Origin of the sequence: Streptomyces cylindrosporus, assembly GCF_022698165.1 — a bacterium.
GTDB classification, from domain to species: Bacteria; Actinomycetota; Actinomycetes; order Streptomycetales; family Streptomycetaceae; genus Streptomyces; species Streptomyces cylindrosporus.
This window is the reverse complement of record NZ_JALDAY010000001.1, coordinates 615,364-640,640: the sequence shown is the minus strand read 5'-3', so window position 1 is coordinate 640,640 and position 25,277 is coordinate 615,364. Positions and strand designations below refer to the sequence as shown.

Below are 25,277 nucleotides of genomic sequence, written 5' to 3'. Positions count from 1 at the left end.
CTCACATTTCACCGCAAGCGGGGCGACGCTGTCAGCTCGGCGCCGGTTCCTTCGCCTCCGTCGGCTTCCCGTCGGCCACCGTCGCCGTCGCGAGCCGTGCCCGCGGTCCCTGGAACACGTACGCCAGCCCGAACCCGGCACCCACGACCACCGCGCCGCCGACCGCGTCGAGCACCCAGTGGTTGCCCGTCGCCACGATCGCCGAGACCGTGAAGAACGGGTGCAGCAGGCCGAGCGCCTTCATCCACCACTTGGGCGCGATGATCGCGATGACCACTCCGCACCACAGCGACCAGCCGAAGTGCAGGGACGGCATCGCCGCGTACTGGTTGGTGAGGGCGGTGAGGGTGCCGTAGTCCGGCTTGGAGAAGTCCTGGACGCCGTGCACCGTGTCGATGATGCCGAGGCCGGGCAGGAGGCGCGGCGGGGCGAGGGGGTAGAGCCAGAAGCCGACCAGGGCGAGGAGCGTGGCGAAGCCGAGGGCCGAGCGGGCCCAGCGGTAGTCGACCGGGCGGCGCCAGTAGAGGACCGCCATCACGGACAGCGGGACCACGAAGTGGAAGGACTCGTAGTAGAAGTCGAAGAAGCCGCGGAGCCAGTCGACCTTCACCACCGCGTGGTTGACCCAGTGCTCGATGTCGATGTGCAGGAAGCGTTCGAGGTCGAGGATCTGGTGGCCGTGGTGCTCGGCCCGGGCCCGCCCCGCCTCGTTCGAGCCGCCCGTCGCCGCGAGTCTGACCTTCTGGTACGCCGCGTACGTGACGCGGATCAGGAGCAGTTCGAGCAGGAGGTTCGGGCGGGTGAGGACCCGGCGCAGGAAGGGGATCAGCGGTACGTGCTTGAGGCGGGCCGGGACCGGGGCCGCGTACTCCGTCGGGATCGGGGTCCGGTAGTACGGCGAGGTGCGGGACAGGAACGGGACGACGGTGGCCGCGGCGAGGGCGGCGAGCAGGACGACGTTGTCACGCAGGGGGTCCATCGCCGCCATGTTCGGCAGCATCATCTTCGCCGGGAGGGTCATCACCAGGACCACGGCCACCGGCCAGACGTAACGGTCGGAGGCGCGCTTGCCGACCCGGCCGACGACCGCGAGCAGGACCCACAGGAGCTGGTGCTGCCAGGTGGTGGGCGACACCGCGATCGCGGCGCAGCCGGTGATGGCGACCGCGAGGAGGAGCTGGCCGTCGCGGGCGTAGTGCACGGCGCGGCGGACGCCGAGGACGGCGACGGCCGCGCCCAGCGTGAAGAAGAGACCGATCTCCAGCGGGCCGGTCAGGCCGAGGCGCAGCAGAGCGCCGTGCAGGGACTGGTTGGCGAGGTCGTCGGCCGGCCCGCCGAGGCCGGTGCCCGCCATGTGGTGCACCCAGTAGGTGTACGAGTCGTGCGGCATCGCCGCCCAGGCGAGCGCCGTCGACGCGGCGAAGGTGACCCCGGTGGACAGCGCGGCCCGCTTGCGGCCGGTGAACCACAGCAGCGGCGCGAAGAGCAGCACGGTCGGCTGGAGGGCGGCGGCGAGGCCGATCAGCAGGCCGCTGGTGCGCTCGCCGCGCCACACGAAGCAGCCGACCAGGACGAGCAGCACCGGGATGATGCTGGTCTGGCCGAGCCAGAGGGTGTTGCGGACCGGCAGCGACAGCATGAGCAGGCTGATCGCGACCGGTGCGGCGAGCAGCGAGGTGCGCCGGCTGACGGGCTGCGGGAGCGCGCGGGCGACGACCAGGCCGAGGGCGACGACCAGCAGCAGCGTGCCGAAGGTCCAGCCCCAGCCGAGGGCCTGCTCGGCGGCCCTGGTCAGCGGTTTGAGGACGAGTCCGCCGAAGGGCGTGCCGGTGAACCGCGTGGAGTCGTAGAGCGACCCCTTCACATGCAGGACGCCGTTCGGGCCGACCCAGGTCTCCAGGTCCGTCAGCCGCTCGCCGCGGGGGGTGCTCAGGACGACGGCCACCTGCCGTACGGCGAGGACCGCGGCGACCAGCCACAGGCCCAGCCGCGCCACGCGCAGGCGTCCCCTGACCGTGCCGACGGCCGTCGCCCCGAAGGCCTTCGCCGGTCCCCCGCTGTGCTCCACGTTCGCCACGCCTCGTAGGCCTCCCGCCCCGTCGCTTTGAGCCCCCTGAGAGAGACGCAGGCTACCGCGCCTTCACCTGACGTCCGTCCTCCTTTTGTTTCGACGACGATAGTGCGCCGGAGGTTGGGCCGCCTCGGCAGGACGCGAGATGGATCACAATGGATCACATCCGAATCGCCACGCGCCGCCCGTCACGCCCCGTAACGTCGGAAGACCTGTCCATGGGACCTCGGAGGGTGCGGGATATGGCCGGTTTCCTGCGGAAATGGGTGCGGGCGCGCTTAGCGACGGTCCTGGTGGTCCTCCTGACCGTCCAACTGGGTTCCCTGATCGCACCGGCCTACGCCTGCGGCTGCGGCGCGCTGATCCCGGGCGCGGCGCAGCGGGTGAGCGTCGGCCGCGAGGAGTCCGTGGTGCGCTGGGACGGGCGCCGGGAGCAGATCGTGATGAGCCTGACGGTGGACGGCGACACCGACCGGGCCGCCTGGATCATGCCGGTCCCGCACCGGGCGACCGTGGAGCTGGCCGACCCGCAGCTGTTCACCCAGCTCAGGGCGGCCACCGCGCCGGTCCGCCGGGACCGCTACCACTTCTGGCCGCAGACCGGCGACTGGCCGCTGACGACCGGCCGCGACAGCGTCGGCGGCCCGCCGGGCGCGGGCGCCCGGCCGCCCGGCGTCGGCGTGGTCGGCCGCCAGAAGCTCGGCCCCTTCGACGTGGCCCGCCTGACCGCCACCGACCCGGCCGCCCTGAACGGCTGGCTCGGCACCAACGGCTTCACCATGCCGCCCCGCCTCACCGGCGCACTCCAGCCGTACGTGGACCACCGCTGGGAGTACGTCGCCGTCCGCCTGGCCCCCGAGACCGCCGGCACCGCCCTGAACGGCACCCTCGACCCGCTGCACCTCACCTTCGCCTCCCGGCAGCCGGTCTACCCGATGCGCCTGTCCCGGCTCGCCGCCACCCCGCAGTCCCTCGGCCTGTACGTCCTGTCCGCGCACCGCATGGAGCCGAGCTCGGCGATCGGCGGCTCCCGGCCCCGGATCACCTTCGCCGGGCGCGTCACGGCGAGGTCCGGCCCGCTGGCCGAGCTGGCCGCGGGCGCGCCGTTCCTCACCGCGATCGGCCAGGAGTTCCCGACCCCGTCGGCGATCTCCGGCGACCACGTGCTGCGCCGGGCGTCCGCCGACACCGCCTTCCGGCAGGTGATCTACGAGGACCACCTGCGCCTGGTGGCGGGCGTCCCGGCGTGGCTGCTGACGGTCGTCGGGGTGCTCGCGGGGGCCGTCACGGCCGGGGCGGTGTTCGCCGTACGACGCACCCGGCGGCCACCCGCCGCACACGCGGCGGATGTTCGTTAGCCTGGCTAGTTAGAAGCTTTAACTAGCCATCCGAAAGGCACAGGTGAATGAGCGAGTCTCAGGCTTGGGACGACGTCGACGACTACTTCACCACCCACCTCGCACCGAACGACGAGGCTCTGGAGGCGGCCCTGCGCGACAGTGCGGCGGCCGGGCTGCCGGACGTCGCCGTCACGCCGTCCCAGGGCAAGTTCCTGCACCTCCTGGCGCAGATCCAGGGCGCCCGCACCATCCTGGAGATCGGCACCCTCGGCGGCTACAGCACCATCTGGCTGGCCCGCGCCCTGCCCGCGGACGGCAGGCTGATCTCCCTGGAGTACAGCGCCAGGCACGCCGAGGTCGCCACCCGCAACATCGCGCGGGCGGGCCTCGACGCGCTCGTCCAGGTGCGGGTGGGCCCCGCCCTGGAGTCGCTGCCCAAGCTCGCCGACGAGAACCCGGCCCCCTTCGACCTGGTCTTCATCGACGCCGACAAGAGCAACAACCCGCATTACCTGGAATGGGCGCTCCGCCTGACCAGCGCGGGCAGCCTGATCGTGGTGGACAACGTCGTACGGCAGGGCCGGGTCGCCGACGCCCACAGCACCTCGCCGGACGTGCTGGGCAGCCGGGCCGCGATCGAACTGATCGGCAGCCACCCGAGGTTGACCGGCACGGCGCTGCAGACGGTGGGCAGCAAGGGCCACGACGGCTTCGCACTGGCGCGCGTGCTGGCGTAGCCCTGGCTTAGCCCGGTGCTCAGAACTCGTGGTAGAAGCCGACGTTGACGCTGCGCGGGGCGGTGCGGTCGCGGACGACGATCTCGCCGTTGCCGCCCCTGGGCAGCGCCACCGTGCCGCCGTAGGCGAGCGTCTGCGCGTACTCCCCGACGACGAGCCGGACTTCGGAGGACGGGTCGGGCTGCGAGCCGCGCAGCCAGGTCACCTGCCAGGTCCCCTCCGGGCCGCACAGGAACTCCAGATGGACCCTCGACACGAACAGCCAGTCGTCGGGCGAGACCAGACGGCACACGGACTTGTCCCGCCCCATCCGCAGCACGGCGCCCGGCTCGCTGGGCGCGTCGGCCATCTGCATGCCTGCCGTGGCCCCCTCTTCCCCGGACACGGTGGCCATGGTCAGTTCGAGCACGTGCTGCTCCTCTTGAAGTGTGCTTACACAGCCGCCGCATGATAAATCGCCCGGCCAGGTCACGTCCGGCACAATGGAGTCATGACCGAGCGAAAGCCACCGGGTGTCGCGTGGGAGTCCTGGGTCGACAAGCAGATCCGGGACGCCGAGGCGCGCGGGGAGTTCACCCAACTGTCGGGTGCGGGCAAGCCGTTGCCCGCCGGCACCGACACCACGTACGACGAACTGTGGTGGATCAAGCAGAAGATGGCCCGCGAGGGGCTGTCGGTGCTGCCGCCGACGCTGGCCCTGCGCAAGGAGGCCGAGGACGCGCTGACCGCGGCGTACGCGGCGCCCTCGGAGCGGATCGCCCGGAAGATCGTCACCGACGTGAACGTCAAGATCCGCGACATGATGTTCAAACCGCCGCCGGGTCCGCCGCTCGGGATGAAGCCGTACGACGTCGAGGAGGTCGTACGGGAGTGGCGCGAGCGGCGGTCGGCGTCGTAAGCGTCCTAGCGGGGTGGGTCAGCTGTGCAGCAGCCGCTCGGCCAGCTCACGGTAGTCCCGCAGGGCCAGGCGGAGTTGCTCGGTGTCGGGGTGTTCGGGTGCGGAGCGGTTGCCGTCCTGCCAGGAGGTGCGCAGGGCGCGCCGGCGCCGGGTGACCGCCTCGGCGAAGCGGCCGGCGATCTCCTCGACGACCTGGTCGGCCTCCCGGACGGCGTCCTGGGGCCCGTCGACGAACCCGGACACGGCGTTGCGCAGCCGCAGCTCCAGCTTGTCGCACTCGTCGTGCGGGAGGAGACGGGCAACGGGGCGGCTGCCGTCGCGGGTGGCGGAGTGGGTGCCGGTGCCGGGACCGCTGCCGGAGGTGGCGGCTTCTTCGGTCACCTCGGGTGGGGTCGGGGTGATGGTGCGGCCGGTGGAACCCTGGCCGGTGGCGGTGGGTGTGCCGGCGGTTCCGGTCCTGCCGGTGGGCCCGTCGGCCGCCTCGGGCGGTGTGGGGGCCACCGGGCGGCCGGTGCCCCTGTCGGCGGCTTCCTCGGGCGTGATGGACGCGCCGGTGCGGGCGCCTGTGCCCTTGCCGGTGGTGGTGCCGGTGGTGGTCTCGTCCTCGGTCGCCTCGGAGGGCGTCGGTGCCACCGTCCGCCCGCTCCCCTTGTCGTCGTCGCTGTGCCTGCCCGGCCCCGCGGGGCCGGTCGTCATGTCCGTCATGTCACTCAACTCCCCTTCGCGTGACGTCGGTTGAGGGCCCACGGCAGATGGCCGCGGCTCTCCTTGTGGCCGTCGGTGCGGGTGGCGGCGGGTGCCCTGGAGCCTTCGTCCTGGCCGTCGCGACCGTCGTGGCGGTTCGGGGCCGTGAGGTCCTCGAAGAGGGCGCGGGCCTCGACCATGGCCTCCCGCAGCTCCTCCGTGTCCGCCCGGTCGCCGTCCGTCCCGCTCACGCCGACGCGTGCGACGCGGTGGACGTGCCGGTAGCCGTGGACGTGGTGGGCGTGGTGAACGGAGAGCGCGGAGAGCTGCTCCTCGTACTGGCCGCCGTCCGGGAAACCGCGCGCGGCGGCGAGCTCGGCGAGCAGCCGGTCCGCGTCGGCCACGGCCTCCCGCGGCGAGTCGACGAACCGCTCCTGCGCGGCCGCCCAGCGCTGCTCGAACTCCTGACGCTGCCCGGCGTCGAGCGGGCGCCGGCGGAGCGACCCGTGCCGCTCCACCCGCTCGGCCAGTTCACGCTCGGCGGCCTTGGCGTCCCCGTCGTGCCGGGCCAGCGTCCGGTCGTACTCGGGTCCGAATCGGCGCTTGAGGTCCCGGCCGCCGCGCGGGCCCCGGGCACGCAGGGCGAAGGCGGCCGCGACGAGGGCCACGACCGCCACGATCACGATCAGAGCAATGATCATGCCTGTGGACATGGGTGCCTTCCGGTGGGTCGGCCCAACGGGCCGGTTCCCCCACCGGGTTGCCAGGCAGCCCCCGCCCAAACTGCGTCGGCGGGGGTGTGCGGGCTGTTCCAGGCACGGGAAGGGCACGGGAAGGGACGACAGATGCCACAGATGCTCGACTACGACGGTGAGGCGCGGGAGTACGACGCCTCGCGCGGCGGCGAGGCGCGGGCCGGGGCCGCGGCGGACGCCCTGGAACGGTTGCTGCCGCCGGGTCCGTGCAGGCTGCTGGACGTCGGCTGCGGCACGGGCATCGTGACCAGGAGGCTGCTCCGCCCGGACCGCACGGTACTCGGCGTCGACCGCTCCCCCGGGATGCTCGGCGTGGCCGCCCGGCGGGTGGCGGGCGGCGTGGTGTGCGGCGACGCCACGCGGCTGCCGGTCGCGACGGACAGCGTGGACGCCGTCGTACTCGTCTGGCTGCTGCACCTGCTGCCCGACCCGGCCGCGGTGCTGGCCGAGGCGGCCAGGGTGCTGCGGCCGGGCGGGCGGCTGATCACCACCGTCGACAAGGACGACGCGTACTTCGCCGAGGACAGCGATGTAGCCCGGCTCACGGCGGAACTGCGCCACCGACACGCGCCGCACGTGCCCGACCACTCCGCCCGGCTGCTCGCCCGGGCCGCCGGGCACGGCCTGGACCTCGTCGGCGAGACGGTCTTCGCCGGCACCGGCCAGGGCCGCAGCCCACGCCGATGGGGGGAGGTGATCGAGGCGGGCCGGATCCCGTGGTGCGCGGAGGCCGGCTCGGAGGAGGTGACGGGGCTGGTGCGGGGGCTCGCCGCACTGCCCGGCCCGGACACGCCCCGCCCGGATCCGCTGTATCGCCTCGTCGCGCTGGGGGCGTGACGCTCAGGCCGCGAACCTGCGTACCCCCGTCACCGACCACACCGTCGCTATGCGGCCGTCCACCACCTCGAACAGGTCGATGCCGCTCTTCTGGGTGCCGTCGGGGCGGGTCACGTGCCAGCAGGCGGCGACGCGGCCGAGCAGGGGGTCCACGGTGGGGGTGCCGTCGACGGCGTAACGGCGGCCGGGGTGAGTGGTGCGGTGGCCGGCGATCATCTCGACGATGGCGGCGGGGCCGCGGATGCCGTCGGTGCCGGAGTCCTCGGGGTTGCTGCCGAAGCGGATGCGGAAGTCGGGGGCGAGGAAGGCTTCGGGGGTGGAGTAGTCGCCGTTCCAGAGGGTGGTCCAGCGGGCCACGAGGGCGGTGCCGGTTTCCGGGGTGAGAGGGGCGACAGCAGCAGTGCTATGTGACATAGTACTGACCTTTCCTGACGAGTCCGCCCAGGTCAGGCGCCCAGGCGATCTCCCACCAGCCTCCCCTCCCCCCGCGACACCCCTATGTCGGTGATTGCCGTCACACCCCGAACTCGCCCAGCGGAACCAGGTCCGACCCGAGCGTGTCCAGCTCGGCCAGGTCCACCGACCGCTCCGGCACCCGCTCCTCCAGTGCCCGTACCGCCCGTATCCGGTCCAGCCGGAACCCGCGCGGCGCCTCCCGCAGGCGGCACCAGCCCGCCAGGTACCAGTGCTCGTCACCGCCGAGGAAGGCGATCGGCTCGACCTCGCGCGTGGTCGGCGTGCCCTCCGCGTCGGTGTACTCCAGCCGCAGCACCCGCCCGGCCGTGAGCGCCTCCCGCAGCGGCGCCGGCACGACCGGCTCCGCGGGCCGCGCCGCCCGGGCCGGCGGTACGAGGAGCTGGACCCGGCCGGTCATCTCGGCGGCGGCCGCCCGCTCCCGTTCCGGCATCACCGCGAGCACCTTCTGCAGCGCGCTGCGCGCGTCCGCCGCGAACGGCGTCCCCGCCAGCGCGTGCAGTCCGACCGCGAGCGCGGTGGCCTCGGCGGGCGTGATGGTGAGCGGCGGCAGGGTCCGCTGCCGGTCCAGGGCGTAGCCGCCGCGCCGGCCCGGCTCGGCGTACACCGGCACGCCGGACTGCTGGAGCGCCGCCAGGTCCCGCTCGATGGTGCGCACGCTCACCTCGAAGCGGGCGGCGAGCGTACGGGCGCTGCGCGGCCGGGGCGCGGCGGCACGGAGTTCCTCCACCAGGGCGTAGAGCCGATCGGTGCGGTTCATAGCGACCAGTCTGCGGAATTCCCCACCGGACGGGTCACGCATATTCGGTTGCGCGCCCCGCACGCCGTCTCCGCAGAATGACCCGATGACCAACTGGACCGTCGCCCCGGAACCCGTCGCCTCCCCCACGGCCGCCGCCCTGTGGCGGGCGTACTACACGGAGGTCAGCGACCGCTGGTACCTCCTGCACGAGGGCCGCCGGACCGACCCGGCCGAGCTGGAGCGCGAGATCACCGCCGCGCGCGGGGAGGAACTCGCCCCGCCTTCCGGCCAGTTGCTGGTCGCGCGGTACGACGGTGAGCCGGCCGGCAGCGCGGGCGTACGGCTGCTGGACGCCGACACCGCCGAGCTGACCCGGGTGTTCGTGTACGAGGAGATGCGCGGGGAGGGCGGCGCCCCGCTCCTCGTACGCGCCGCCGAGGCCGCCGCCCGCGACCTGGGCGCCCGCCGACTGGTCCTCGACACCCGCAGCGACCTGGTGGAGGCCCGCACCCTGTACGCCCGCCTCGGCTACACGGAGACCGGGCCGCACAACGACGACAAGTACGCCGAGCACTGGTTCCGCAAGGACCTGCTGGACTGATCCCCAGCCGAGGGGCTGGGTCCGGTCCTGCTCAACTCGGCCTGGCCACCGGCCCGTTGTCCTGCGGCTGCTCCTTCTCCGAGCCGCACAGCTCGTCGTTCAACCGCCGTACCAGCTGGGCGAGATCGGTGGGGCGGTCCGGGCCCCACCAGTCGCCCAGCAGTTCCGCCAGGGACTCCTCGCGGGCCAGCGCGAGACGTTCGGCGACCTCGCGTCCGGTGTCGGTCAGTACGAGGTCGAGGCCTTCGCGGACCGCGAGCCGGCGTTCCTCGACCTGCCGGGCGGCGGCGAGGATGACGTTCAGCGGGACGGCGCTGCGCTCGGCGAGGACGCCGGGTTCGACCCAGCCGTACTTCTTCATCCGCAGCAGCAGCCAACTGGCGCCCGGCAGAAGGTCGTAGCCCGCCCGCTCGGTGATCTTCCGGTAGATCTCGCGGCGGCCCTCCCGGGTGCCGAGCAGCGACAGCGCGCGGCACACCTCGTCGTAGGAGGACCGCTCGACGGGGTTGCTGGCGAGCGTCTCGGTGAGGTCGGGCGCGGTGACGGAGCCGCGCAGCCGGTCCTCCTTCAGGAACCACGCCAGTACGAAGCCGAGGAGGGCGACGGGGGCGGCGTACAGGAAGACGTCGGTGATGGACTGCGCGTACGCGTGCAGGGCGGGTGCGCGCAGGGCGGGTGGGAGTGAACCGATGCCGCGCGGGTCGGACTTGAGCGTGTCCGCCGAGAAGCCGGCCGGGAGCCGGACGCCCCGGAAGGCGTCCGCCAGCTTGTCGCCGAGGCGGCTCGCGAAGACCGTGCCGAAGATCGCCACGCCGAAGGAGGCGCCGATCGAGCGGAAGAAGGTCGCGCCGGAGGTGGCGACGCCGAGGTCCTCGTACGAGACGGCGTTCTGCACGATGAGCACCAACACCTGCATGACCAGGCCGAGTCCGAGGCCGAAGACGAAGAAGTAGGTGCTCATCTCGGCGGTGGAGCTGTGCTCGTCGAGCTGGTGCAGGAGGAGCAGGCCGAGCGCGGTGACACCGGTCCCCGCGACGGGGAACACCTTCCACCTCCCCGTCCGGCTGACGATCTGGCCGGAGGCGGTGGAGGAGATCAGCATGCCGAAGACCATCGGCAGCATGTGCACGCCGGACATGGTCGGCGAGACGCCCTGGACGACCTGGAGGAAGGTCGGCAGATAGGTCATCGCGCCGAACATCGCGAAGCCGACGATGAAGCTGATGACGGCGGAGAGCGTGAAGGTGCGGATGGTGAACAGCTTGAGCGGGAGGACGGGTTCGGCGGCCCGGCGCTCGACGAGCACGAACACGGCGGCGAGTACGACGCCCAGCACGGCGAGCCCGACGATCTGCGGCGAGCCCCAGCCCCAGGTGGTCCCGCCCAGGGACGCGACGAGGACCAGGCAGGTGGCGACGGAGGCGATGAGGAAGGTGCCGAGGTAGTCGATGACGTGCCGGGTGCTCTTGCGCGGGATGCGCAGGACCGTGGCGATCACGGCGAGCGCGACGACGCCGACGGGCAGGTTGACGTAGAAGACCCAGCGCCAGCTCAGATGCTCGGTGAACAGCCCGCCGAGCAACGGCCCGAGCACACTGGTCGCGCCGAACACGGCCCCGAACAGCCCCTGGTAGCGCCCGCGTTCACGCGGCGGGACGACGTCCCCCACGATCGCCATGGACAGCACCATCAACCCGCCGCCGCCCAGGCCCTGAAGAGCCCGGAAGGCGATCAACTCGCCCATGTTCTGGGCCATTCCGCACAGCGCCGAGCCGATGAGGAAGATCACGATGGCGATCTGGAACAGCCGCTTGCGCCCGTACTGGTCGCCGAGTTTGCCCCACAGCGGGGTCGCGGCGGTCGAGGCCAGCAGATACGCCGTCACGACCCACGACAGGTGTTCGAGGCCGCCGAGGTCGCTGACGATGGTCGGCAGCGCGGTCGACACGATCGTCTGGTCGAGGGCCGCGAGCAGCATCCCGAGCAGCAGGGCGCCGATCGAGACGAGGACGTTCTTGGGCACGTGCGGGTCCCGTGCCTCCTGCCGGTGCCCGGTCACCGCGGGCGCATCCCCTGCCATGACGCCTCCCAACTCTCGGTCTGCCTTCCATCGTGGGTGGAGTGACCGGATTTGGCCCGTCGAGTCCTGGCGAGTCCCGTTGAGTCCCGTCGAGTCCCGCGGAATCCGGTATTCCGGGGGCTTGTGGGAGACGGGGTGAAGGAGATCTGCATAATCTCTGGAGTTCGTCGGACAGGCGCCAGGGGAGCGCGGAGGGAGGGACGAACGCGTGACAGAACCGAAAGGTCACATGTGCCCGGAGTGCGGTGCGCCCAGAGCGGCCGACAACACCCCGTCGTGCGGCTGCACGGAGCGGGCGTCCGAGGCCCTGCGCGACGCGCGTGAGGCCCAGGCGGCCGCGGCGGAGGACTTCGACCCGCTGCGCATACGTCCGTATGTCGAGCTGGACGGCGCCACCCAGGAGGTCCCGGTGGCCGCCGCCGAGGCGACGATGCCGCTGCGGGCGATCACGGGATCCGCACCGCCCGAGCCCAGCACACAGGATCTACGGCTGTTCGAGCCCGGCGAGGGCAGCCACGGCAGGGCAGGGAACGACGAGCCGGGCGGCGGCCCGCGCATCCGTCGCCGCCGCACGGTGCTGCTCGGCGCGGGCGGGGCCCTGGTGGCCGTGGTCGCCGCGGCCGGCCTGGCGAGCGGCCTGTTCTCCTACGAGACGCCGGCCCGGGACACGGCACTCCCGGACGACGTACGGGCGAGCGTCCCGGACACGTCACCGAGCGAGCCGTCCGCATCACCGTCCGGGAACAGGGCGTCGGCGCCACCCCCGCCGGTCTCGCACACACCGTCGGCCACGGCCTCCGCCTCGGCATCCCCGTCGCAGTCGGCCTCACCGAGCCCGTCCACCTCGCCGACCCCCACCCAGCCCCCGCCGACGGTCACCGCCACGGGCACGGTCACGGCCACCGACAACGACCGCCAGACCGCACCCCCGGTCCTGCGCCGCGGCGACAGCGGCGACGAGGTGAGGGAACTGGAACTCCGCCTCACCCAACTCGGCCTCTACACAAGGAAGGCGAGCGGCCACTACAACGAGGGCGTGGAGGACGCGGTCACCAGATACCAGCAGGCAAGGGGAATCCAGGTGGAGGAGTACGGGGTGTACGACCTGGAGACGCGGGCGCATCTGGAGTCGGAGACGACGGAACCGTGAAAACGCCGGGACCAGTCAGCCCGTCCGGCGTTTGAGGACGAGGCCCCTTCAGGGCCGAAGCGGGGGTCTGGGGGCGGCAGCCCCCAGCACCCACCTACCGCACATACAGCCGAATCGTCCCGTCGGCGCCCGCTTCCACCCGCACCTGCGTCAGATCCCGGACCACGACATCCGGCTCATGGAAATCCGCCCGCGGCCCGACCCCCACGACCCGCATCCCCGCGGAGCGCCCCGCCGCGATGCCCGCCGCGGAGTCCTCGAACACCACGCAGTCGGCCGGATCGACCCCCAGCTCGGCGGCCCCCTTCAGGAACCCCTCGGGATCCGGCTTGCTGGCCCCGACGCACTCCGCGGTCACCCGCACCTCCGGCAGCTCCAGCCCCGCCGCGGCCATCCGGGCCGTCGACAGCGGCACATCCGCCGAGGTCACCAGCGCGTGCGGCAGCCCCCGCAGCGACGCGAGGAACTCCCCGGCCCCGGCGATCGGCACCACACCGTCCACGTCGGCCGTCTCCTCGGCCAGCATGCGCGCGTTGTCCGCGTGGTTCTGCTCCATCGGCCGGTCCGGCAGCAGCAGCGCCATCGACGCGTACCCCTGCCGCCCGTGCACGACCTTCATCACCTCGTCGGCGTCCAGTCCGTGCCGCTCGGACCAGCGCCGCCAGCAGCGCTCGACGACGGCGTCGGAGTTCACGAGGGTGCCGTCCATGTCCAGCAGGAGGGCGCGGGCGGTCAGGACGGTGGGCACGGTGGTGACCGTCATCGGCAGCTCCAAGGCGCGGAGATTCGGAACAAAGCAGAACAAAGCGGAACCAGGCGGAACCAAGCAGGGGCCAACGGCTGAGCCCCCGGCAGGGACAAGGCGGCCCCGTCCGCCGGTCAGGGAAAACGGACGGGGACCACTTTGTTTCTCCACGGTACAAAACCAGCGCGACATCCGCCACCGGCTTGAGCAACAGTTCACCGACCGTTCAGCTCAGCCGGCCAGGGCCTCCCAGAGGCTCCACACCCCGAGCCCCGTCATCAGCAGCGCCGCGACCTTGGTGATGAGCGCCAGCGGCACCCGCTTCATCAGCGCCTTCCCGCCGACGATGCCCAGCCCGGCCACCGCCCACAGCGCCAGCACCGCCCCGAGGCCGACGGAGAGCGGATCGTCGTAACGCGCGGCGAGGTTCGCCGTCATGATCTGGGTGAGGTCCCCGAACTCGGCGACCAGGATGAGCATGAAACCGGCCCCGGCGACCTTCCAGAAGGACTGGTTCTCGGGCCTGCGGATCTCCTCGTCGTCGTCGCCCTTCTTGAACAGCAGCACGGCCGCGCCGCCGAGGAAGAGGAGGCCGGTCACCGCGTGCACGATCCGCTGCGGCAGCAGGGTCAGCACGCTGCCGGCCGCGACGGCCAGCACGACATGCAGGGTGAAGGCGGCGGCGACGCCGGCGAAGACGTACGACGCCCGGTAACGGGTGCCGAGCACGAGCCCGGCGAGCGCGGTCTTGTCCGGCAGCTCGGCGAGGAAGACGACGCCGAAGACGAGCGCCGTGACGGTGATGCTGATCAAGGTTCCTCAATCGGTCGGGGCTGCCCCACCGAGAGTGCGTTCCTGTGTGCGGACACCTCGGCAGGGCAGCACACGGTCAGTGCACTGCTTGCCGAAGGTCTCGCTGGCGAGGTCCGCTGGGGACCCGCCTCCGGGCGCCGGCTCAGACGAGCTGAGCAGTATGTCGACGGTCCGGCGAAGAGCTACTCCCCTTCATGCGCCGTCCACTGTACGCGAGAGAAAGTTCGACCGTGAACCTTGTCGTGTCATGTACGCGTCACTAACTTCTTACCGAACACTCACCTCCCCGCAACACGGGCCCGCGAGCATTCCAACGCTCGCACTCCAACGCCCCCACACCCCAAGGGAGTTCGCAATGCCGAAGTTCTACGCGCGTCGACGACTCAGCATACTCGCGGCTCTTACCGGACTCATAGCTTCTGTCGGACTCTTCAACGGTCCGACCGCGTCCGCCGCGCTCCCTACCCCCGTCAGCGCCGCCACCGCCCGCACCTACCTCGCCTCGCTGACCGTGGCGACCGAGGTCCGGACCGGCTACGACCGGGACCTGTTCCCGACCTGGATCACCATCAGCGGCACCTGCAACACCCGTGAGTACATCCTCAAGCGCGACGGTTCGAACGTCGTCGTCAACTCCGCCTGCACCGCCACGAGCGGCTCCTGGTACTCGGTCTACGACGGCGCCACCTGGACCGCCGCCTCCGACGTCGACATCGACCACCTCGTCCCGCTCGCCGAGGCCTGGGACTCCGGCGCCCGCAACTGGACCACCGCCCAGCGCCAGGCCTTCGCCAACGACGTGACCCGTCCGCAGCTGCTGGCCGTCACCGACAACGTGAACCAGTCCAAGGGCGACCAGGACCCGGCCGAGTGGATGCCCCCGCTCAGCTCGTACGCCTGCACCTACGTCCGCGCCTGGGTCCAGGTGAAGTACTACTACGACCTCTCGGTCGACTCCGCGGAGAAGAGCAAGCTCAGCTCGGTCCTCAGCGGCTGCTGACCCCGGCGGACCGCCACCCCGGGGAGCCTCCGGATCCCCCCACGGTCCCGGGATCCGCGCAACCTCCACGATCTCGTGATCTCCGGAACCTCCCCGCCCACCTCCGTCGTTCCGTACCGTACGGGGCGACGGAGGAGGGGGTCGCGTGGCCGAACTGCGGCTGGGGCCAGTGCTGAGGTATGTCGACGGCTCGTCCGCGACCGTGTGGGTCGAGACGAGTCGCCCGTGCGCCGCCGAGGTGCGCTGCGCGGACGGCGGCGGCGGTGAGTCCCGCACCTTCCAGATCGCCGGCCACCACTACGCGCTGGTGCAGGTCGAGGGCCTGACCCCGGCCACGACCACCTCGTACGACGTCCTCCTCGACGGCACCCCCGTGTGGCCGCCGCCCGACTCCCGTTTCCCGGCCTCCGTCATCCGCACCCCGGGCGAGGACGACGCCGTCCGCGTCTCCTTCGGCTCCTGCCGCTGGGCCGCCCCGCCCGCCGACGAGCCCGACCCCGTCGGCCCGGACGCACTCGACTCCCTCGCCGCGCGCATCGCGGCCGACCCGGACGGCGAACGGCCGGACGTGCTGGTGCTGTTGGGCGACCAGGTGTACGCCGACGAGACCTCCGCCGCCACCCGCCGCTGGCTGGCCGCGCGCCGGGACCTGAGCGACCCGCCGGGCAGCGAGGTCGCCGACTACGAGGAGTACACCCGCCTCTACTACGAGTCCTGGCTCGACCCCGAGGTGCGCTGGCTGCTGTCCACCGTGCCGAGCTGCATGATCTTCGACGACCACGACGTCATCGACGACTGGAACACCTCCGCCGCCTGGCTCGCCGACATGCGGGCCACCCCGTGGTGGCGCGAGCGGCTGCTGAGCGGCCTGATGTCGTACTGGGTCCACCAGCACCTGGGCAACCTCTCCCCGGCCGAGCTGGCCACCGACCCGCTGTACGCGGCGGTGCGCGAACTCCCCGACGGCACCGACGAGTTGCGCGCCTTCGCCTGCAAGGCGGACGCCGACCCGGCCTCCGTGCGCTGGAGTTACCGGCGCGACTTCGGCCGCGTACGCCTGCTGATGGTGGACACCCGGGCCGCCCGCGTCCTCGACGAGGAGGCCCGGTCGATGCTCGACCCGGGCGAGGCGGAGTGGCTGCGCGAGCAGGCACTGGAGGGGCCAGGGTCGTACGACCATCTCCTCATAGGCACCTCGCTGCCCTGGCTGCTGCCCCACCTGGTGCACGACGCCGAGGCGTGGAACGCGGCCCTGTGCCGGGGCGACCGGGGCGCACGCTGGGCGCGGTTCGGGGAGGACCTGCGGCGGCGGGCGGACCTGGAGCACTGGGCGGCGTTCCCGGCCTCCTTCGCGGCGCTGGCCGCGCTGATCGCCGAGGCGGGTACGGGGGCGCGGGCGCCGGCGAGCGTGCTGGTGCTGTCGGGAGACGTGCACCACGCGTACGTGGCCGAGCCGGTCTGGCCGACCGGCGCGCCGGACGCCCGGGTGCTCCAGCTGACCTGCTCGCCCGTGCACAACGCCATCCCGCTCGCGATACGGCTCGGCTTCCGCTTCGGCTGGAGCGCGGTGGCCCGGGCGCTGGGGCGGCGGTTCGCCCGGCACGGACGCTGTGCGCCGACGGCCGTCAAGTGGCGCAAGACGGGCGGGCCTTGGTTCGGCAACCAGCTCATGACCCTGACGCTGCGCGGACGTTCGGCGCGGCTGCGGCTGGAGGAGGCGCGGGCGGGCGGCGCGCTGAAGACGGTGGAGGAGTCCACGCTGACCACCGCGTGAGGGTGAAGTGCGGTGTCTGAGACATGTGTTGTCCACCGCTACCGCCACCGCCACCGCCACCGCAGCCGGGCCTTCCCCCTGTGTGCGGGAAGGCCCTTCGCGTCCGTTCAGGAGGTGCCCGCGGTCCAGCCGAAGGGGACCGTGAAGCAGGCGACCCGCGTTCCGTGGGTGCCCGGCATGTCGTGGATCACGACCGAGGAGGCCTCGCCCTGCCGGAAGCCCCAGTCGTGGCGGGCGCTCGCCGCCCCGGCGCCGTGGTCGTCGGCGGTGAAGTCCAGCCAGACCTCGTTGGCCGCGTTGACGTGGGCCTCGTCCGTGCCCTTCTCGTGCTGGTAGTGCCCGCCCGCGGCGGCCGGGTCGGCGGCGCAGGGCTTCTGGTGCACGTGGACGCCGTACTCGTGCCCGGGCTTCAGCCCGTCGACCCGCAGCTTCACGGTCGTCGCGCCGCTCTCCTCGGTCCGCTGGCTCACCTCGATCCAGGCGGCCGCCGGGACCAGTGCCATGTCATACGTCACCGCGGCCGACGGCACGAGAGCCGACGGCGGCGCGAACCGCGCGTCCGTCCGCATCCAGTAGCCGTGGGCACCGCCGGTGCCGGCCGCCAGCACGGCCGCCGCGACGGCGCCCGCGCATATTCCTGCCACCATCTGCCCACCGTTCCTCACGTTGTGTGCTCGACTGGTCACTCCTCCTTCCGTGCTACGGGACGACGGCGGGCCCCGCCGCCCGGGAGACGGCAGCCGGGTGAACGTCCTGTGCCGATCACACGCGCCCCCCATGAAACTGCTGTCACACTCCAGGCGTACGCTGTATGGCTGTTACTGGCCGCCCCTGCCGCTCCCCCGCGACGTCGCGGCACGGTCTGGCCAACGGGGGAGTTCACGGGGAGTCGTGGTGCTGGAGAGTGTGGGGTCGCTGACGGGCAGCCCTTGGATTTACGCCATGGTGGCGCTGTCGGTGCTGCTCGACGTGTTCCTGCCGGTGCTGCCGAGCGGCGTACTGGTGATCACGGCCGCCACGGCGGCGGCCGCAGGCTCGGCGACCGGCCAGGTGCCGCACGCGGTGCCCGACATCATCGCGCTGACCCTCTGCGCGGCCTCGGCCTCGCTCCTCGGCGACCTGGTCGCCTACCGCCTGGCCTGGCGCGGTGGCGCCCGCCTGGACCGCGCGATCGCCCGCTCCCGCCGGCTGACCTCCGCGCAGGAACGTCTCGGCGCGGCCCTGGCCCGCGGCGGCGGCGCCCTGGTCATCCTCGCCCGCTTCGCCCCGGCCGGCCGCTCGGTCGTCTCCCTCGGCGCGGGCGCGGCCCACCGCCGGGCCCGCGACTTCCTGCCCTGGTCGGCGCTGGCGGGTCTGACCTGGGCGGTGTACAGCGTGGCGCTCGGCTACTACGGCGGCCAGTGGCTCGGTACGACGTGGCTGGCGACCGGGGTGTCGGTGCTGGCGCTGTTCGGGGCGGGGGCGGGGGCGGCGTATGTGATGCGCCGGCCGACGAAGGCGTCGTAGCGCTGACGCGTGTTACGCGGATGCCTTCTGGCCCCTTATCTCCAGCCCCGCGAGCAGTTCGGCCGTGGCCTCGGTGATCGCCTCCACGGCCTGGTCGAACACCTCCCGGTTGTGCGCGGCCGGCGCCCGGAAGCCGGACACCTTCCGCACGAACTGCAGGGCCGCGGCCCTGATCTCTTCCTCCGTCGCCTCTTCGGGCAACGCGGGCGGGCGAAGGGTCTTGATGCTCCGGCACATGCAACCAGTCTCCCCCAACTCCCCCGCGCCTGCGATGATCCTTTCCGAGGCGGCCACCGTCAGGGGCCGACCGACGAAGGGACAAGAGAATCATGGCGAACGACGAACTCACGGTGGCGGTCCTGGGCCCGGGCGGCATCGGCGGGCTGCTCGCGGCACTGCTGTCGCGGGCCGGTCACCGGGTGGTCTGCCTGTCCGGCAAGGAGACGGCCGACGCACTCCGCGCGGACGGGATCCGCGTCCGCAGCGGGCTGTTCGGCGACTTCACCGCCCGCGTGGAGGCGGACACCGAGCTGCGCGAGCCGGTCGACGCGTGCCTGGTCGCGGTCAAGCACACGGCCCTGGACGCCGCGCTGGAACGCGTGCCGCCGGCCACGCTGGGCGACGCCCTCCTCGTACCGTTCCTGAACGGCGTCGAACACCCCGCGACCCTGCGCGCCCGCTACCGCCCCGACCTGGTGGCCCCCGCCGTCATCCGCGTGGAGTCGACCCGGGTCGCGGCGGGGGTGATCGAGCACGGCAGCCCGTTCGCGGAGATCGACCTGACCGGGGACGGCGTGGACCGGTCCCGGCTCGACGCGCTGGCGGAGGCCCTTGGCGCCTCCGGCCCGACGACCCGTGTCCTGGACGACGAGACGTCGGCGCTCTGGGCCAAGATGTCGTTCCTGGCCCCGTTCGCGCTCCTCACTACGCGGTACGCGCTCCCCCTGGGCGACGTCCGCACCCTGCACCGCGACGAACTGACCGCGCTGGTGACGGAGACGGCCGCGGTGAGCCGCGCCTGCGGCGGCCCGTCGGACCCGACCCAGGCCCTCGCCCGCTACGACGCCTTCCCACCGCAGACCAAGTCGTCGATGCAGCGTGACGCGGAGGCGGGCCGGGCGCTCGAACTGGACGCGATCGGCGGGGCGTTGCTGCGCGCGGCGGAACGGCACGGGATGAGCGTGCCGGTGACGGCGCGAGTGGTACGGGAGTTGGCGGCCGGCATCGGATAACACCGTTGCCCCACCGGCCGGTTGACACCTCACCCACCAGGCGTCAACCGGCCGCCCACAGGTCGACCCGCCAGTCGTTGGACGTCATCCAGTGGCCTTTCGGGTACTCGAACTCGACCGGCCCGAGGAGGGTGAAACCGGCCTTGCGGCACACGGCGTTCGACGCGGGGTGGTCGACGCCCGGGAACGCGTGCAGGTACTGGTGCAGCCCCGCCTCCCGTGCCGCCCGTACGACCTCCCGCGCCGCCGCCGCGGCCAGCCCTCGCCCCTGGAACTCGGGCAGCACCCCCCACCCGGTCTCCCACACCGTCGCGTCCCGCCACTCCTTCTCCCAGAACCCGATCGACCCGACACTCTCGCCACTCTCCGCGAGCTCTATTCGGTACATCCGCCCGGGCTCCACCTCCTGATACCGCCGATGCCGCGCGGCGAGCTTCTCCTCGCTCTCCGGCCCGCCCAAGTGCTCGGTCATCTCGGGACTGTTGTTCCGCCGCAACAGCCAGAAGTCCCCTTCCGACCAGGCAACCAACCGCACCCGCTCCACACCCACACCCACGCCCGATCCGTCCATACCGCCACGGTAGAACGCGGGTCTGACAACGCGACCGCCTCCAGTGCCGTGCCGTCATGCGACCGGGACCGGAGCCTCCGGTGGCGCGGGAAGCGTCCGCCCCAGGCGGGCAAGTGGGGACAAGGCCATCAGCGCCGGCGACAGCAGCATGCACGCGGCCATCACCAGGAGGCTGACGCGCGTGCCCCATGCCTCCGCGAGGACGCCACCGAGCAGGGAGCCGAGCGGGGTCGTTCCCATGCCCACGAAGTTGATCGTCGCGGCCGCGCGGCCCTGCATGGCGTCGGGTGTGACGGTCTGGCGGACGGCCATGACGGTGACGTTCACGAGCTGACTGAAGGTCCCGAAGGCGAAGTTGACCGTGAGGAGCGCGGCCGATGTCGTCGTGGGCGAGCCGTGGAGTGCTGGTACGAGGAGGAACACGCCGTCGCCGAGTGCGGCCGCGGACACGAGTACGGTGCCGTACCCGAAGCGGCTCGGCAGGCGGGCGGCGAGCAGGGAGCCCAGGAGCGCGCCCGGCCCCGTCGCCGCGAGGGCCAGTCCGACGGCCGTGCCCGACAGATGCAGGTCCCTTGGCAGGAACAGCAGATAGACGGTCATCACGGCCGCGAAGGAGAACTGGAAGGCGGCCGACGCGAGACACACGGTACGCAGCGAGCTGTCACCGGCGACGAAACGGACGCCCTCGTGGATCTGCCGCCAGAGCCGAGGGGGACGGCGCTCGGAGGGCTGCCGTATGGATTCGGGGCGGCTGTTCCGTCGTATCGAAAGGAACGAGAACGCGAAGAACACCGCACCGGCCGCGACGGCGATCGGCCCCGAGAACGCGGACATCAGAGCGCCGCCCAGAGCGGGGCCGCCGATCTGCGCGGCCGACCGGCTGCCCTCCAGCGCGCTGTTGCCCCGTACCAGCTGATCGCGCTCCACCAGCCGCACCAAGGACGTCTGGTAGGCCACGTCGAAGAACACGGACAGCGCGCCGACGGCGAAGGCGACCACAAGCAGCGCGGGCAGACCGAGCACGCCGAGGAGCCCGGCCACGGCGGCAGCGCCGAGCGCCAGGGCCCGGCCGGCGTCGGTCACCACCATCAGCGTGCGCGTGCGCCACCGGTCCACCCACACCCCGGCGAGGAGCGACAGCAGCAGAATCGGCACCTGCCCCACCGCACGCAGGGCGCCCAACTGACCGGCGCTCGCATGCAGCGCCAGGACGGCGAACAGCGGCAGTACCACCATGCTTGCCTGTTCGCCCAGTTGGGAGACGGTCTGGCCGAACCAGAGCCGACGGAAGTCCCCGTCGCGCCACAGGCTGGAAGAGGGAGGGACCCTGCCTCTCACTCCACTGCCACCGGCCGGTTCGGGTGGTCGTCCGGGCGCCACAGCCAGCGGAGGGCGTCGGGGAGCAGGACCCCGCCGTGGTTGGGGCTGTGGCCGCCGTCGCCCAGGACGAGGCGGAAGTCGTAGCCGGCTTCCGCGAGCGCGGCGGCGACGCGCAGGTTGTTGGCGAGCCAGTTCGCCTCGGGCTCGTTCCAGCGCAGGTCGCGATGGCCTGCCTGCAGGAAGATGCGCAGCGGCTTGCGCGGGACGCGGGGGATGAGTTCGGGGTACGGGTTGCCGCCCGGCATCTGCGTGAAGCTGGACAGGTACCCGATCACCCGGCGGAACCTGTCCGGGCGCAGCCACGCCGCGGTGAAGGCGCAGTTGCCGCCGCTGCTGCCGCCGCAGATGCCCCAGCGGTCGGGGTCCTCGGAGATCGAGTAGCGCTTCGTGACCTCGGGGATGATCTCCGTCAGGAGGAAGTCGGCGTACCGGTCGTCGTAGGCGTCGTACTCGGCGTTGCGGTTCTTGGGATGCTCGGCACCCGGGAAGACCCCGGGATCGACGAACACACCGATGGTGACCGGAATGTCCCCGCGGTGGACGAGATTGTCCAGGACGATCGCGCCGCGGACGTCTCCCTCGGGATCCAGGTACCACCACCCGTCCTGGAACACCATCAGCGACGCCGGCTCCGAGGCCTCGTACCGCGCGGGTACGTGCACCCAGAACTTCCGTGAGGTTCCCGGGTAGACGGCGCTGTCGTCCCAGTCGAACTCGATCGTCTCCCCGGCGGGGACACCGGGCTGGACGGCGGAGTCGGGGCCATGGGCGTAGCGCACATGCGCCTGCTGAATGGGCAGCGGCTGGTACGGCACCTCGATCGTCACGCGCGCCAACTTAGGAGGGCCTACGAACGCCCTCAACGAGTTTTCTCGCTCGTTCGCATGAACCCCGGGAAGAAACTCGCATCCCAAATTCGAACAGGCGTACCATTGCGGCGTGGCGACGACCTACGACTTCCCGAGCGACCTCCTGGCCGGACAGGAGGAGCTGCATCAGGTCCGGGCCGAGCTGTCGGCCCTGCTCAAGCGGCTGCCCTGGTCGGTCGAGCCGCTGGACGGCTTCAGCGACACGGGCGGCTGGCGCAAGGTGGAACGCCCCGCCTCCCCCGGCTGGACACCCGACGAACAGGCCGAGGTGGAGAAACTCCGCCGCCGCGAACACGAACTCGCGGTCTTCGTCACGACCCACCGCTTCTGGTCGGAGGTCACGACCGGGGACCGGGTGAAGGCCCGGATGAGCCTGAAGCATGCCCACGAGGACGGAGACGGTCGCACTGAGTGACCGCCACCCCAGCCCGCCAAAGCAAGAGCGGCCCCCGGATTCCTCCGGAGGCCGCTCGCTCGTACTGCACACGGTGGGCGCGGACGGTTTCGAACCGCCGACATCCTGCTTGTAAGGCAGGCGCTCTACCCCTGAGCTACGCACCCGAGACGAGTCGACAGCCTACCTTGCCCGAGGCAGTGCCCCGCAAACCCGTATCCGGGGGTTATCCCCACCCCGGATCCGGGAGCGGCCCGGATCCTCGTGCGGGGCCCGGTTGCCTACGGTCGAAGAGCAGCCGGAGGAGCCTTCGCAGGCCGTTTCAGGGGGAGATCGTCATGGTTCGCTTGCCCAGTCGCACCGTCACCGCTCGTGTCGCTCTCGCCGTCGGCGGGGCCGTGGTTCTCGTCGGGGGTGTCACCGCGTGCGGGGCGTCCGCGGGGGACGACAAGGATCCCGATCACCGGACGTTCGCGCTGGAGGGGCGGACGCTCACCGTGGACTCCGACGACTCGGCGCTGGAGATCGTCGCCGCGGACGGGAACCCGGCGGGCAAGGTGGAGGTCACCCGGTGGTTCCAGGGGTCCGTGGCCATCGGGAAGGACCCCGAGGTGACCTGGTCCATGAAGGACGACCGGCTCACCCTGCGGATGAAGTGCTCCGGCGTCGTCGCCGACTGCTCCGCCAAGCACCGCATCGAGGTGCCCCGGGGAGTCCGGGTCGAGGTGGAGGACGGCGACGGGAGCGTACGCGCGCGAGGGTTCGAGGACGCGCTCAGTATTCGTACGGGCGACGGGTCCGTGCATGTCACGGACTCCAGCGGGCCGCTGACGCTGCACACCGGCGACGGCTCCGTGCACGCCGACGTCGATTCGCGGCAGGTGCGCGCCGAGACCGGCGACGGGTCCGTGCACCTCGAACTCGGTGCCGTACCCGACCTGGTCGACTCCCGCAGTCACGACGGTTCCGTCACCATCGCGCTGCCCAGGGCCACGTACCGGGTGACGACGGAGACGGGTGACGGGTCGGTGGACGTGTCCGTTCCCCGTTCCGACTCCAGTTCACACGTGGTGACGGCCCGTACGAGCGACGGAAAAGTCACAGTCGGCACCGCGAACTGACCGGCCCGTGTGTTCGTCCTCTCCGGGTGGGAGAATGAAACAACCACCGGCCAGGACGGATGACAGCACGGGAGAGGGATGTGACGGCGACACCTTCGCAGCCGTACTCGCCGTTGGTGCCGCGCGCGGAGCGCCGGGCGCGCGCAGACCGTAAAGCGCGCGCTGCACACCGCCAGGCCTTCAAGGACACCGTCACCCTCCTTGCCGCCCTCCCCCTCGTCGCCGCGTTCGCGCTGCCCGCCGCGTTCGCCGGCGGTGGCACCCGGCGCTGGTTCGGCGGGCGTGCCGAGGGGCAGCGGGCCGAGGCGCAGGCCGCGAAGGACGCCGCCGCGGCCGCGTTCTACGAGCTGGACACCGCCCAGCGTGACCTGCGGATCTCGATAGAGACGATCACGGCCGTCGACGACTCGCCCGCCGCGCGCCGGGCCGTCTCCGACTTCGAGGCGCTCGGCCGCCGTATCGACGAGGCCAGCGGTCACTACATCGAGGCCGTCGACTCCCATGACCTCGACCGCGACGACCTGGAGGCGTCGGTCGCCGCACGCGCGCGTACCGAGCTCACCCGGGCCAAGGACGAGCTCACGAACGTGAAGCGGGAGCTGGACCGCTTCGGCGACAGCCTCGGCCCGCTGCTCGGCAAGGCCGAGACCCAGCTGGCCCGGCTCGCCCCCGCGGTGGAGCGGGCCCGGCAGGGGCTGCTCGCCGCGTCGAACGCGCTGGATGCCGTACGGGAGACGAAGCTCAGGGCGGACGACCTCGCCGCCCGTCTCGCCGCTCTCGGGCCCGAGCTGACCAAGCTCAACCAGGGTGCCGGGAAGCACGGTGTGCCGCAGACCCTGGAGCGGGCCGAGCGGGTGGCGCGGGAGGCCGAGGCGATCCGGGTGGAGGCCGGGCGGCTGCCGGAGAGGGCCGCCGAGATCGACCACCGCCTGGTGTCGCTGCGTACCCGTGCGGAGGCGCTGACCACGCGGGCCGGCCAGGTCGAGCCGATCCTGAGCGAGCTGCGCCGCCGTTTCTCCGCGGCCTGCTGGCAGGACCTCCAGCACGTGCCCGACCAGGCCGTGGAGAACGTCCGCCAGGCCGAACTGAAGCTGAAGGAGGCCCAGTCGGCGCGGGACGCCCAGCGCTGGCCGGACGCGACCTCCCTGTTGTCGACGGTGCGGGCCCTGCTCAACACCACCGACGAGTCGGTGTCGGCGGCCCGCGACCGCCTGCAGCGCCTGAACGCCGTGCAGAAGGACCCCCAACAGGAGATCGACCGCACGAGGTTCGCGATCCGGGACGCCCAGCGCCTGGCGATGACGGGCCGTTCGACACCCGACCCGCGCCACGCGCGTCCCTTGGACGACTCCGTGGCGCGGCTCGACCGGGCGATCGCGTCCCTGGAGGGCCGCCACCCCGACTACTGGCACTTCCTCACGGAGACGGAAGCGGTACGGCAGACAGTGGCCGGGGTGGTCGCGCAGATCCGCGAATCGCGCGGATCGGCAACGCCCTAGCTCC

The 25,277-nt window shown here is 72.2% G+C and carries 27 protein-coding genes and 1 tRNA gene; 13 read left to right on the top strand and 15 right to left on the bottom strand.

Features of this window, described 5'->3' with window-relative positions; genetic code table 11:
* Positions 1–31 precede the first annotated feature (31 nt).
* Positions 32–2,077 carry a bifunctional glycosyltransferase 87/phosphatase PAP2 family protein gene (locus MQP27_RS02765; protein ID WP_242760569.1) on the bottom strand — a complete coding sequence of 682 codons (2,046 nt, stop codon included), beginning with the start codon at positions 2,075–2,077 and terminating at the stop codon, positions 32–34.
* 236 nt (positions 2,078–2,313) lie between these two features.
* Between MQP27_RS02765 and MQP27_RS02760 the strand changes: the two genes are divergently transcribed.
* Complete coding sequence (locus MQP27_RS02760; protein ID WP_242760568.1) at positions 2,314–3,429, top strand: DUF2330 domain-containing protein; 1,116 nt, start codon at positions 2,314–2,316, stop codon at positions 3,427–3,429.
* A gap of 47 nt (positions 3,430–3,476) precedes the next feature.
* On the top strand, positions 3,477–4,148 hold the full coding sequence (locus MQP27_RS02755) for an O-methyltransferase (protein ID WP_242760567.1): 672 nt from the start codon (positions 3,477–3,479) through the stop codon (positions 4,146–4,148).
* Between the two features lie 19 nt (positions 4,149–4,167).
* On the opposite strand, the gene MQP27_RS02750 is transcribed toward MQP27_RS02755, so the two are convergent.
* Positions 4,168–4,557: a hypothetical protein gene (locus MQP27_RS02750; RefSeq protein WP_242760566.1), complete on the bottom strand. Its 390-nt coding sequence runs from the start codon at positions 4,555–4,557 to the stop codon at positions 4,168–4,170.
* An 81-nt stretch (positions 4,558–4,638) separates the two neighbouring features.
* Between MQP27_RS02750 and MQP27_RS02745 the strand changes: the two genes are divergently transcribed.
* Positions 4,639–5,046 carry a DnaJ family domain-containing protein gene (locus tag MQP27_RS02745; protein ID WP_242760564.1) on the top strand — a complete coding sequence of 136 codons (408 nt, stop codon included), beginning with the start codon at positions 4,639–4,641 and terminating at the stop codon, positions 5,044–5,046.
* Between the two features lie 18 nt (positions 5,047–5,064).
* Here MQP27_RS02745 and MQP27_RS02740 read toward each other — a convergent pair whose 3' ends face one another.
* Together MQP27_RS02740 and MQP27_RS02735 are read right to left on the bottom strand one after the other, a co-directional pair.
* Positions 5,065–5,751: a hypothetical protein gene (locus MQP27_RS02740; RefSeq protein ID WP_242760562.1), complete on the bottom strand. Its 687-nt coding sequence runs from the start codon at positions 5,749–5,751 to the stop codon at positions 5,065–5,067.
* A 5-nt stretch (positions 5,752–5,756) separates the two neighbouring features.
* The gene (locus tag MQP27_RS02735) at positions 5,757–6,443 is read right to left on the bottom strand and encodes a hypothetical protein (RefSeq protein WP_242760561.1); all 687 of its coding nucleotides are present in this window, start codon (positions 6,441–6,443) and stop codon (positions 5,757–5,759) included.
* A 141-nt stretch (positions 6,444–6,584) separates the two neighbouring features.
* On the opposite strand from MQP27_RS02735, the gene MQP27_RS02730 reads away from it, so the two are divergent.
* Positions 6,585–7,322: a class I SAM-dependent methyltransferase gene (locus MQP27_RS02730; protein WP_242761366.1), complete on the top strand. Its 738-nt coding sequence runs from the start codon at positions 6,585–6,587 to the stop codon at positions 7,320–7,322.
* A 3-nt stretch (positions 7,323–7,325) separates the two neighbouring features.
* On the opposite strand, the gene MQP27_RS02725 is transcribed toward MQP27_RS02730, so the two are convergent.
* Positions 7,326–7,736 carry a nuclear transport factor 2 family protein gene (locus MQP27_RS02725; protein ID WP_242760560.1) on the bottom strand — a complete coding sequence of 137 codons (411 nt, stop codon included), beginning with the start codon at positions 7,734–7,736 and terminating at the stop codon, positions 7,326–7,328.
* Positions 7,737–7,836: 100 nt separating this feature from the next.
* Positions 7,837–8,556 (bottom strand): helix-turn-helix transcriptional regulator, encoded by a 720-nt coding sequence (locus MQP27_RS02720; RefSeq protein ID WP_242760559.1) that lies wholly within the window; start codon positions 8,554–8,556, stop codon positions 7,837–7,839.
* Positions 8,557–8,641: 85 nt separating this feature from the next.
* Between MQP27_RS02720 and MQP27_RS02715 the strand changes: the two genes are divergently transcribed.
* Positions 8,642–9,139, top strand: coding sequence for a GNAT family N-acetyltransferase (locus MQP27_RS02715; protein ID WP_242760558.1), 498 nt, complete (start codon positions 8,642–8,644; stop codon positions 9,137–9,139).
* Positions 9,140–9,170: 31 nt separating this feature from the next.
* Here the strand turns inward: MQP27_RS02715 and MQP27_RS02710 are convergent, their stop codons facing one another.
* Positions 9,171–11,219, bottom strand: a complete 2,049-nt coding sequence (locus tag MQP27_RS02710) for an MFS transporter (protein WP_242760555.1) — start codon at positions 11,217–11,219, stop codon at positions 9,171–9,173.
* Between the two features lie 208 nt (positions 11,220–11,427).
* Between MQP27_RS02710 and MQP27_RS02705 the strand changes: the two genes are divergently transcribed.
* A complete protein-coding gene (locus MQP27_RS02705; RefSeq protein ID WP_242760553.1) occupies positions 11,428–12,369 on the top strand; it encodes a peptidoglycan-binding domain-containing protein in 942 nt (313 codons plus the stop codon).
* A gap of 94 nt (positions 12,370–12,463) precedes the next feature.
* Here the strand turns inward: MQP27_RS02705 and MQP27_RS02700 are convergent, their stop codons facing one another.
* Complete coding sequence (locus tag MQP27_RS02700) at positions 12,464–13,132, bottom strand: HAD family hydrolase (protein WP_242760546.1); 669 nt, start codon at positions 13,130–13,132, stop codon at positions 12,464–12,466.
* Between the two features lie 213 nt (positions 13,133–13,345).
* Positions 13,346–13,927: a TMEM165/GDT1 family protein gene (locus MQP27_RS02695; RefSeq protein WP_242760544.1), complete on the bottom strand. Its 582-nt coding sequence runs from the start codon at positions 13,925–13,927 to the stop codon at positions 13,346–13,348.
* Between the two features lie 355 nt (positions 13,928–14,282).
* Here MQP27_RS02695 and MQP27_RS02690 point away from each other — a divergent pair, with 355 nt between their 5' ends.
* Positions 14,283–14,927: an HNH endonuclease family protein gene (locus tag MQP27_RS02690; protein ID WP_242760542.1), complete on the top strand. Its 645-nt coding sequence runs from the start codon at positions 14,283–14,285 to the stop codon at positions 14,925–14,927.
* A gap of 145 nt (positions 14,928–15,072) precedes the next feature.
* Complete coding sequence (locus MQP27_RS02685) at positions 15,073–16,701, top strand: alkaline phosphatase D family protein (protein ID WP_242760540.1); 1,629 nt, start codon at positions 15,073–15,075, stop codon at positions 16,699–16,701.
* A 107-nt stretch (positions 16,702–16,808) separates the two neighbouring features.
* Here MQP27_RS02685 and MQP27_RS02680 read toward each other — a convergent pair whose 3' ends face one another.
* Positions 16,809–17,348, bottom strand: coding sequence for a superoxide dismutase family protein (locus MQP27_RS02680; protein ID WP_242760538.1), 540 nt, complete (start codon positions 17,346–17,348; stop codon positions 16,809–16,811).
* A gap of 247 nt (positions 17,349–17,595) precedes the next feature.
* Between MQP27_RS02680 and MQP27_RS02675 the strand changes: the two genes are divergently transcribed.
* Positions 17,596–18,207, top strand: a complete 612-nt coding sequence (locus MQP27_RS02675) for a DedA family protein (RefSeq protein WP_242760536.1) — start codon at positions 17,596–17,598, stop codon at positions 18,205–18,207.
* 12 nt (positions 18,208–18,219) lie between these two features.
* On the opposite strand, the gene MQP27_RS02670 is transcribed toward MQP27_RS02675, so the two are convergent.
* Positions 18,220–18,444, bottom strand: coding sequence for a DUF2277 domain-containing protein (locus MQP27_RS02670; RefSeq protein ID WP_242760534.1), 225 nt, complete (start codon positions 18,442–18,444; stop codon positions 18,220–18,222).
* Positions 18,445–18,536: 92 nt separating this feature from the next.
* Here MQP27_RS02670 and MQP27_RS02665 point away from each other — a divergent pair, with 92 nt between their 5' ends.
* Entirely contained in the window at positions 18,537–19,439 is a 903-nt protein-coding gene (locus MQP27_RS02665; RefSeq protein WP_242760532.1) for a ketopantoate reductase family protein, read from the top strand.
* Positions 19,440–19,482: 43 nt separating this feature from the next.
* Here MQP27_RS02665 and MQP27_RS02660 read toward each other — a convergent pair whose 3' ends face one another.
* Genes MQP27_RS02660 through MQP27_RS02650 form a run of 3 tightly spaced genes read right to left on the bottom strand, consistent with a single transcriptional unit; the run spans position 19,483 to position 22,217 of the window.
* Positions 19,483–20,010, bottom strand: a complete 528-nt coding sequence (locus MQP27_RS02660; RefSeq protein WP_242760530.1) for a GNAT family N-acetyltransferase — start codon at positions 20,008–20,010, stop codon at positions 19,483–19,485.
* A 54-nt stretch (positions 20,011–20,064) separates the two neighbouring features.
* Entirely contained in the window at positions 20,065–21,318 is a 1,254-nt protein-coding gene (locus tag MQP27_RS02655) for an MFS transporter (RefSeq protein WP_242761364.1), read from the bottom strand.
* A gap of 26 nt (positions 21,319–21,344) precedes the next feature.
* Entirely contained in the window at positions 21,345–22,217 is an 873-nt protein-coding gene (locus tag MQP27_RS02650; protein ID WP_242760529.1) for an alpha/beta hydrolase, read from the bottom strand.
* Between the two features lie 112 nt (positions 22,218–22,329).
* On the opposite strand from MQP27_RS02650, the gene MQP27_RS02645 reads away from it, so the two are divergent.
* Positions 22,330–22,674, top strand: coding sequence for a DUF8825 domain-containing protein (locus MQP27_RS02645; RefSeq protein WP_242760527.1), 345 nt, complete (start codon positions 22,330–22,332; stop codon positions 22,672–22,674).
* A 74-nt stretch (positions 22,675–22,748) separates the two neighbouring features.
* On the opposite strand, the gene MQP27_RS02640 is transcribed toward MQP27_RS02645, so the two are convergent.
* Positions 22,749–22,820 (bottom strand) — tRNA-Val (locus MQP27_RS02640).
* A 171-nt stretch (positions 22,821–22,991) separates the two neighbouring features.
* Here MQP27_RS02640 and MQP27_RS02635 point away from each other — a divergent pair.
* Positions 22,992–23,774 carry a DUF4097 family beta strand repeat-containing protein gene (locus MQP27_RS02635; protein ID WP_242760525.1) on the top strand — a complete coding sequence of 261 codons (783 nt, stop codon included), beginning with the start codon at positions 22,992–22,994 and terminating at the stop codon, positions 23,772–23,774.
* A gap of 80 nt (positions 23,775–23,854) precedes the next feature.
* Positions 23,855–25,273 (top strand): hypothetical protein, encoded by a 1,419-nt coding sequence (locus MQP27_RS02630; protein ID WP_242760523.1) that lies wholly within the window; start codon positions 23,855–23,857, stop codon positions 25,271–25,273.
* Positions 25,274–25,277: the final 4 nt, after the last annotated feature.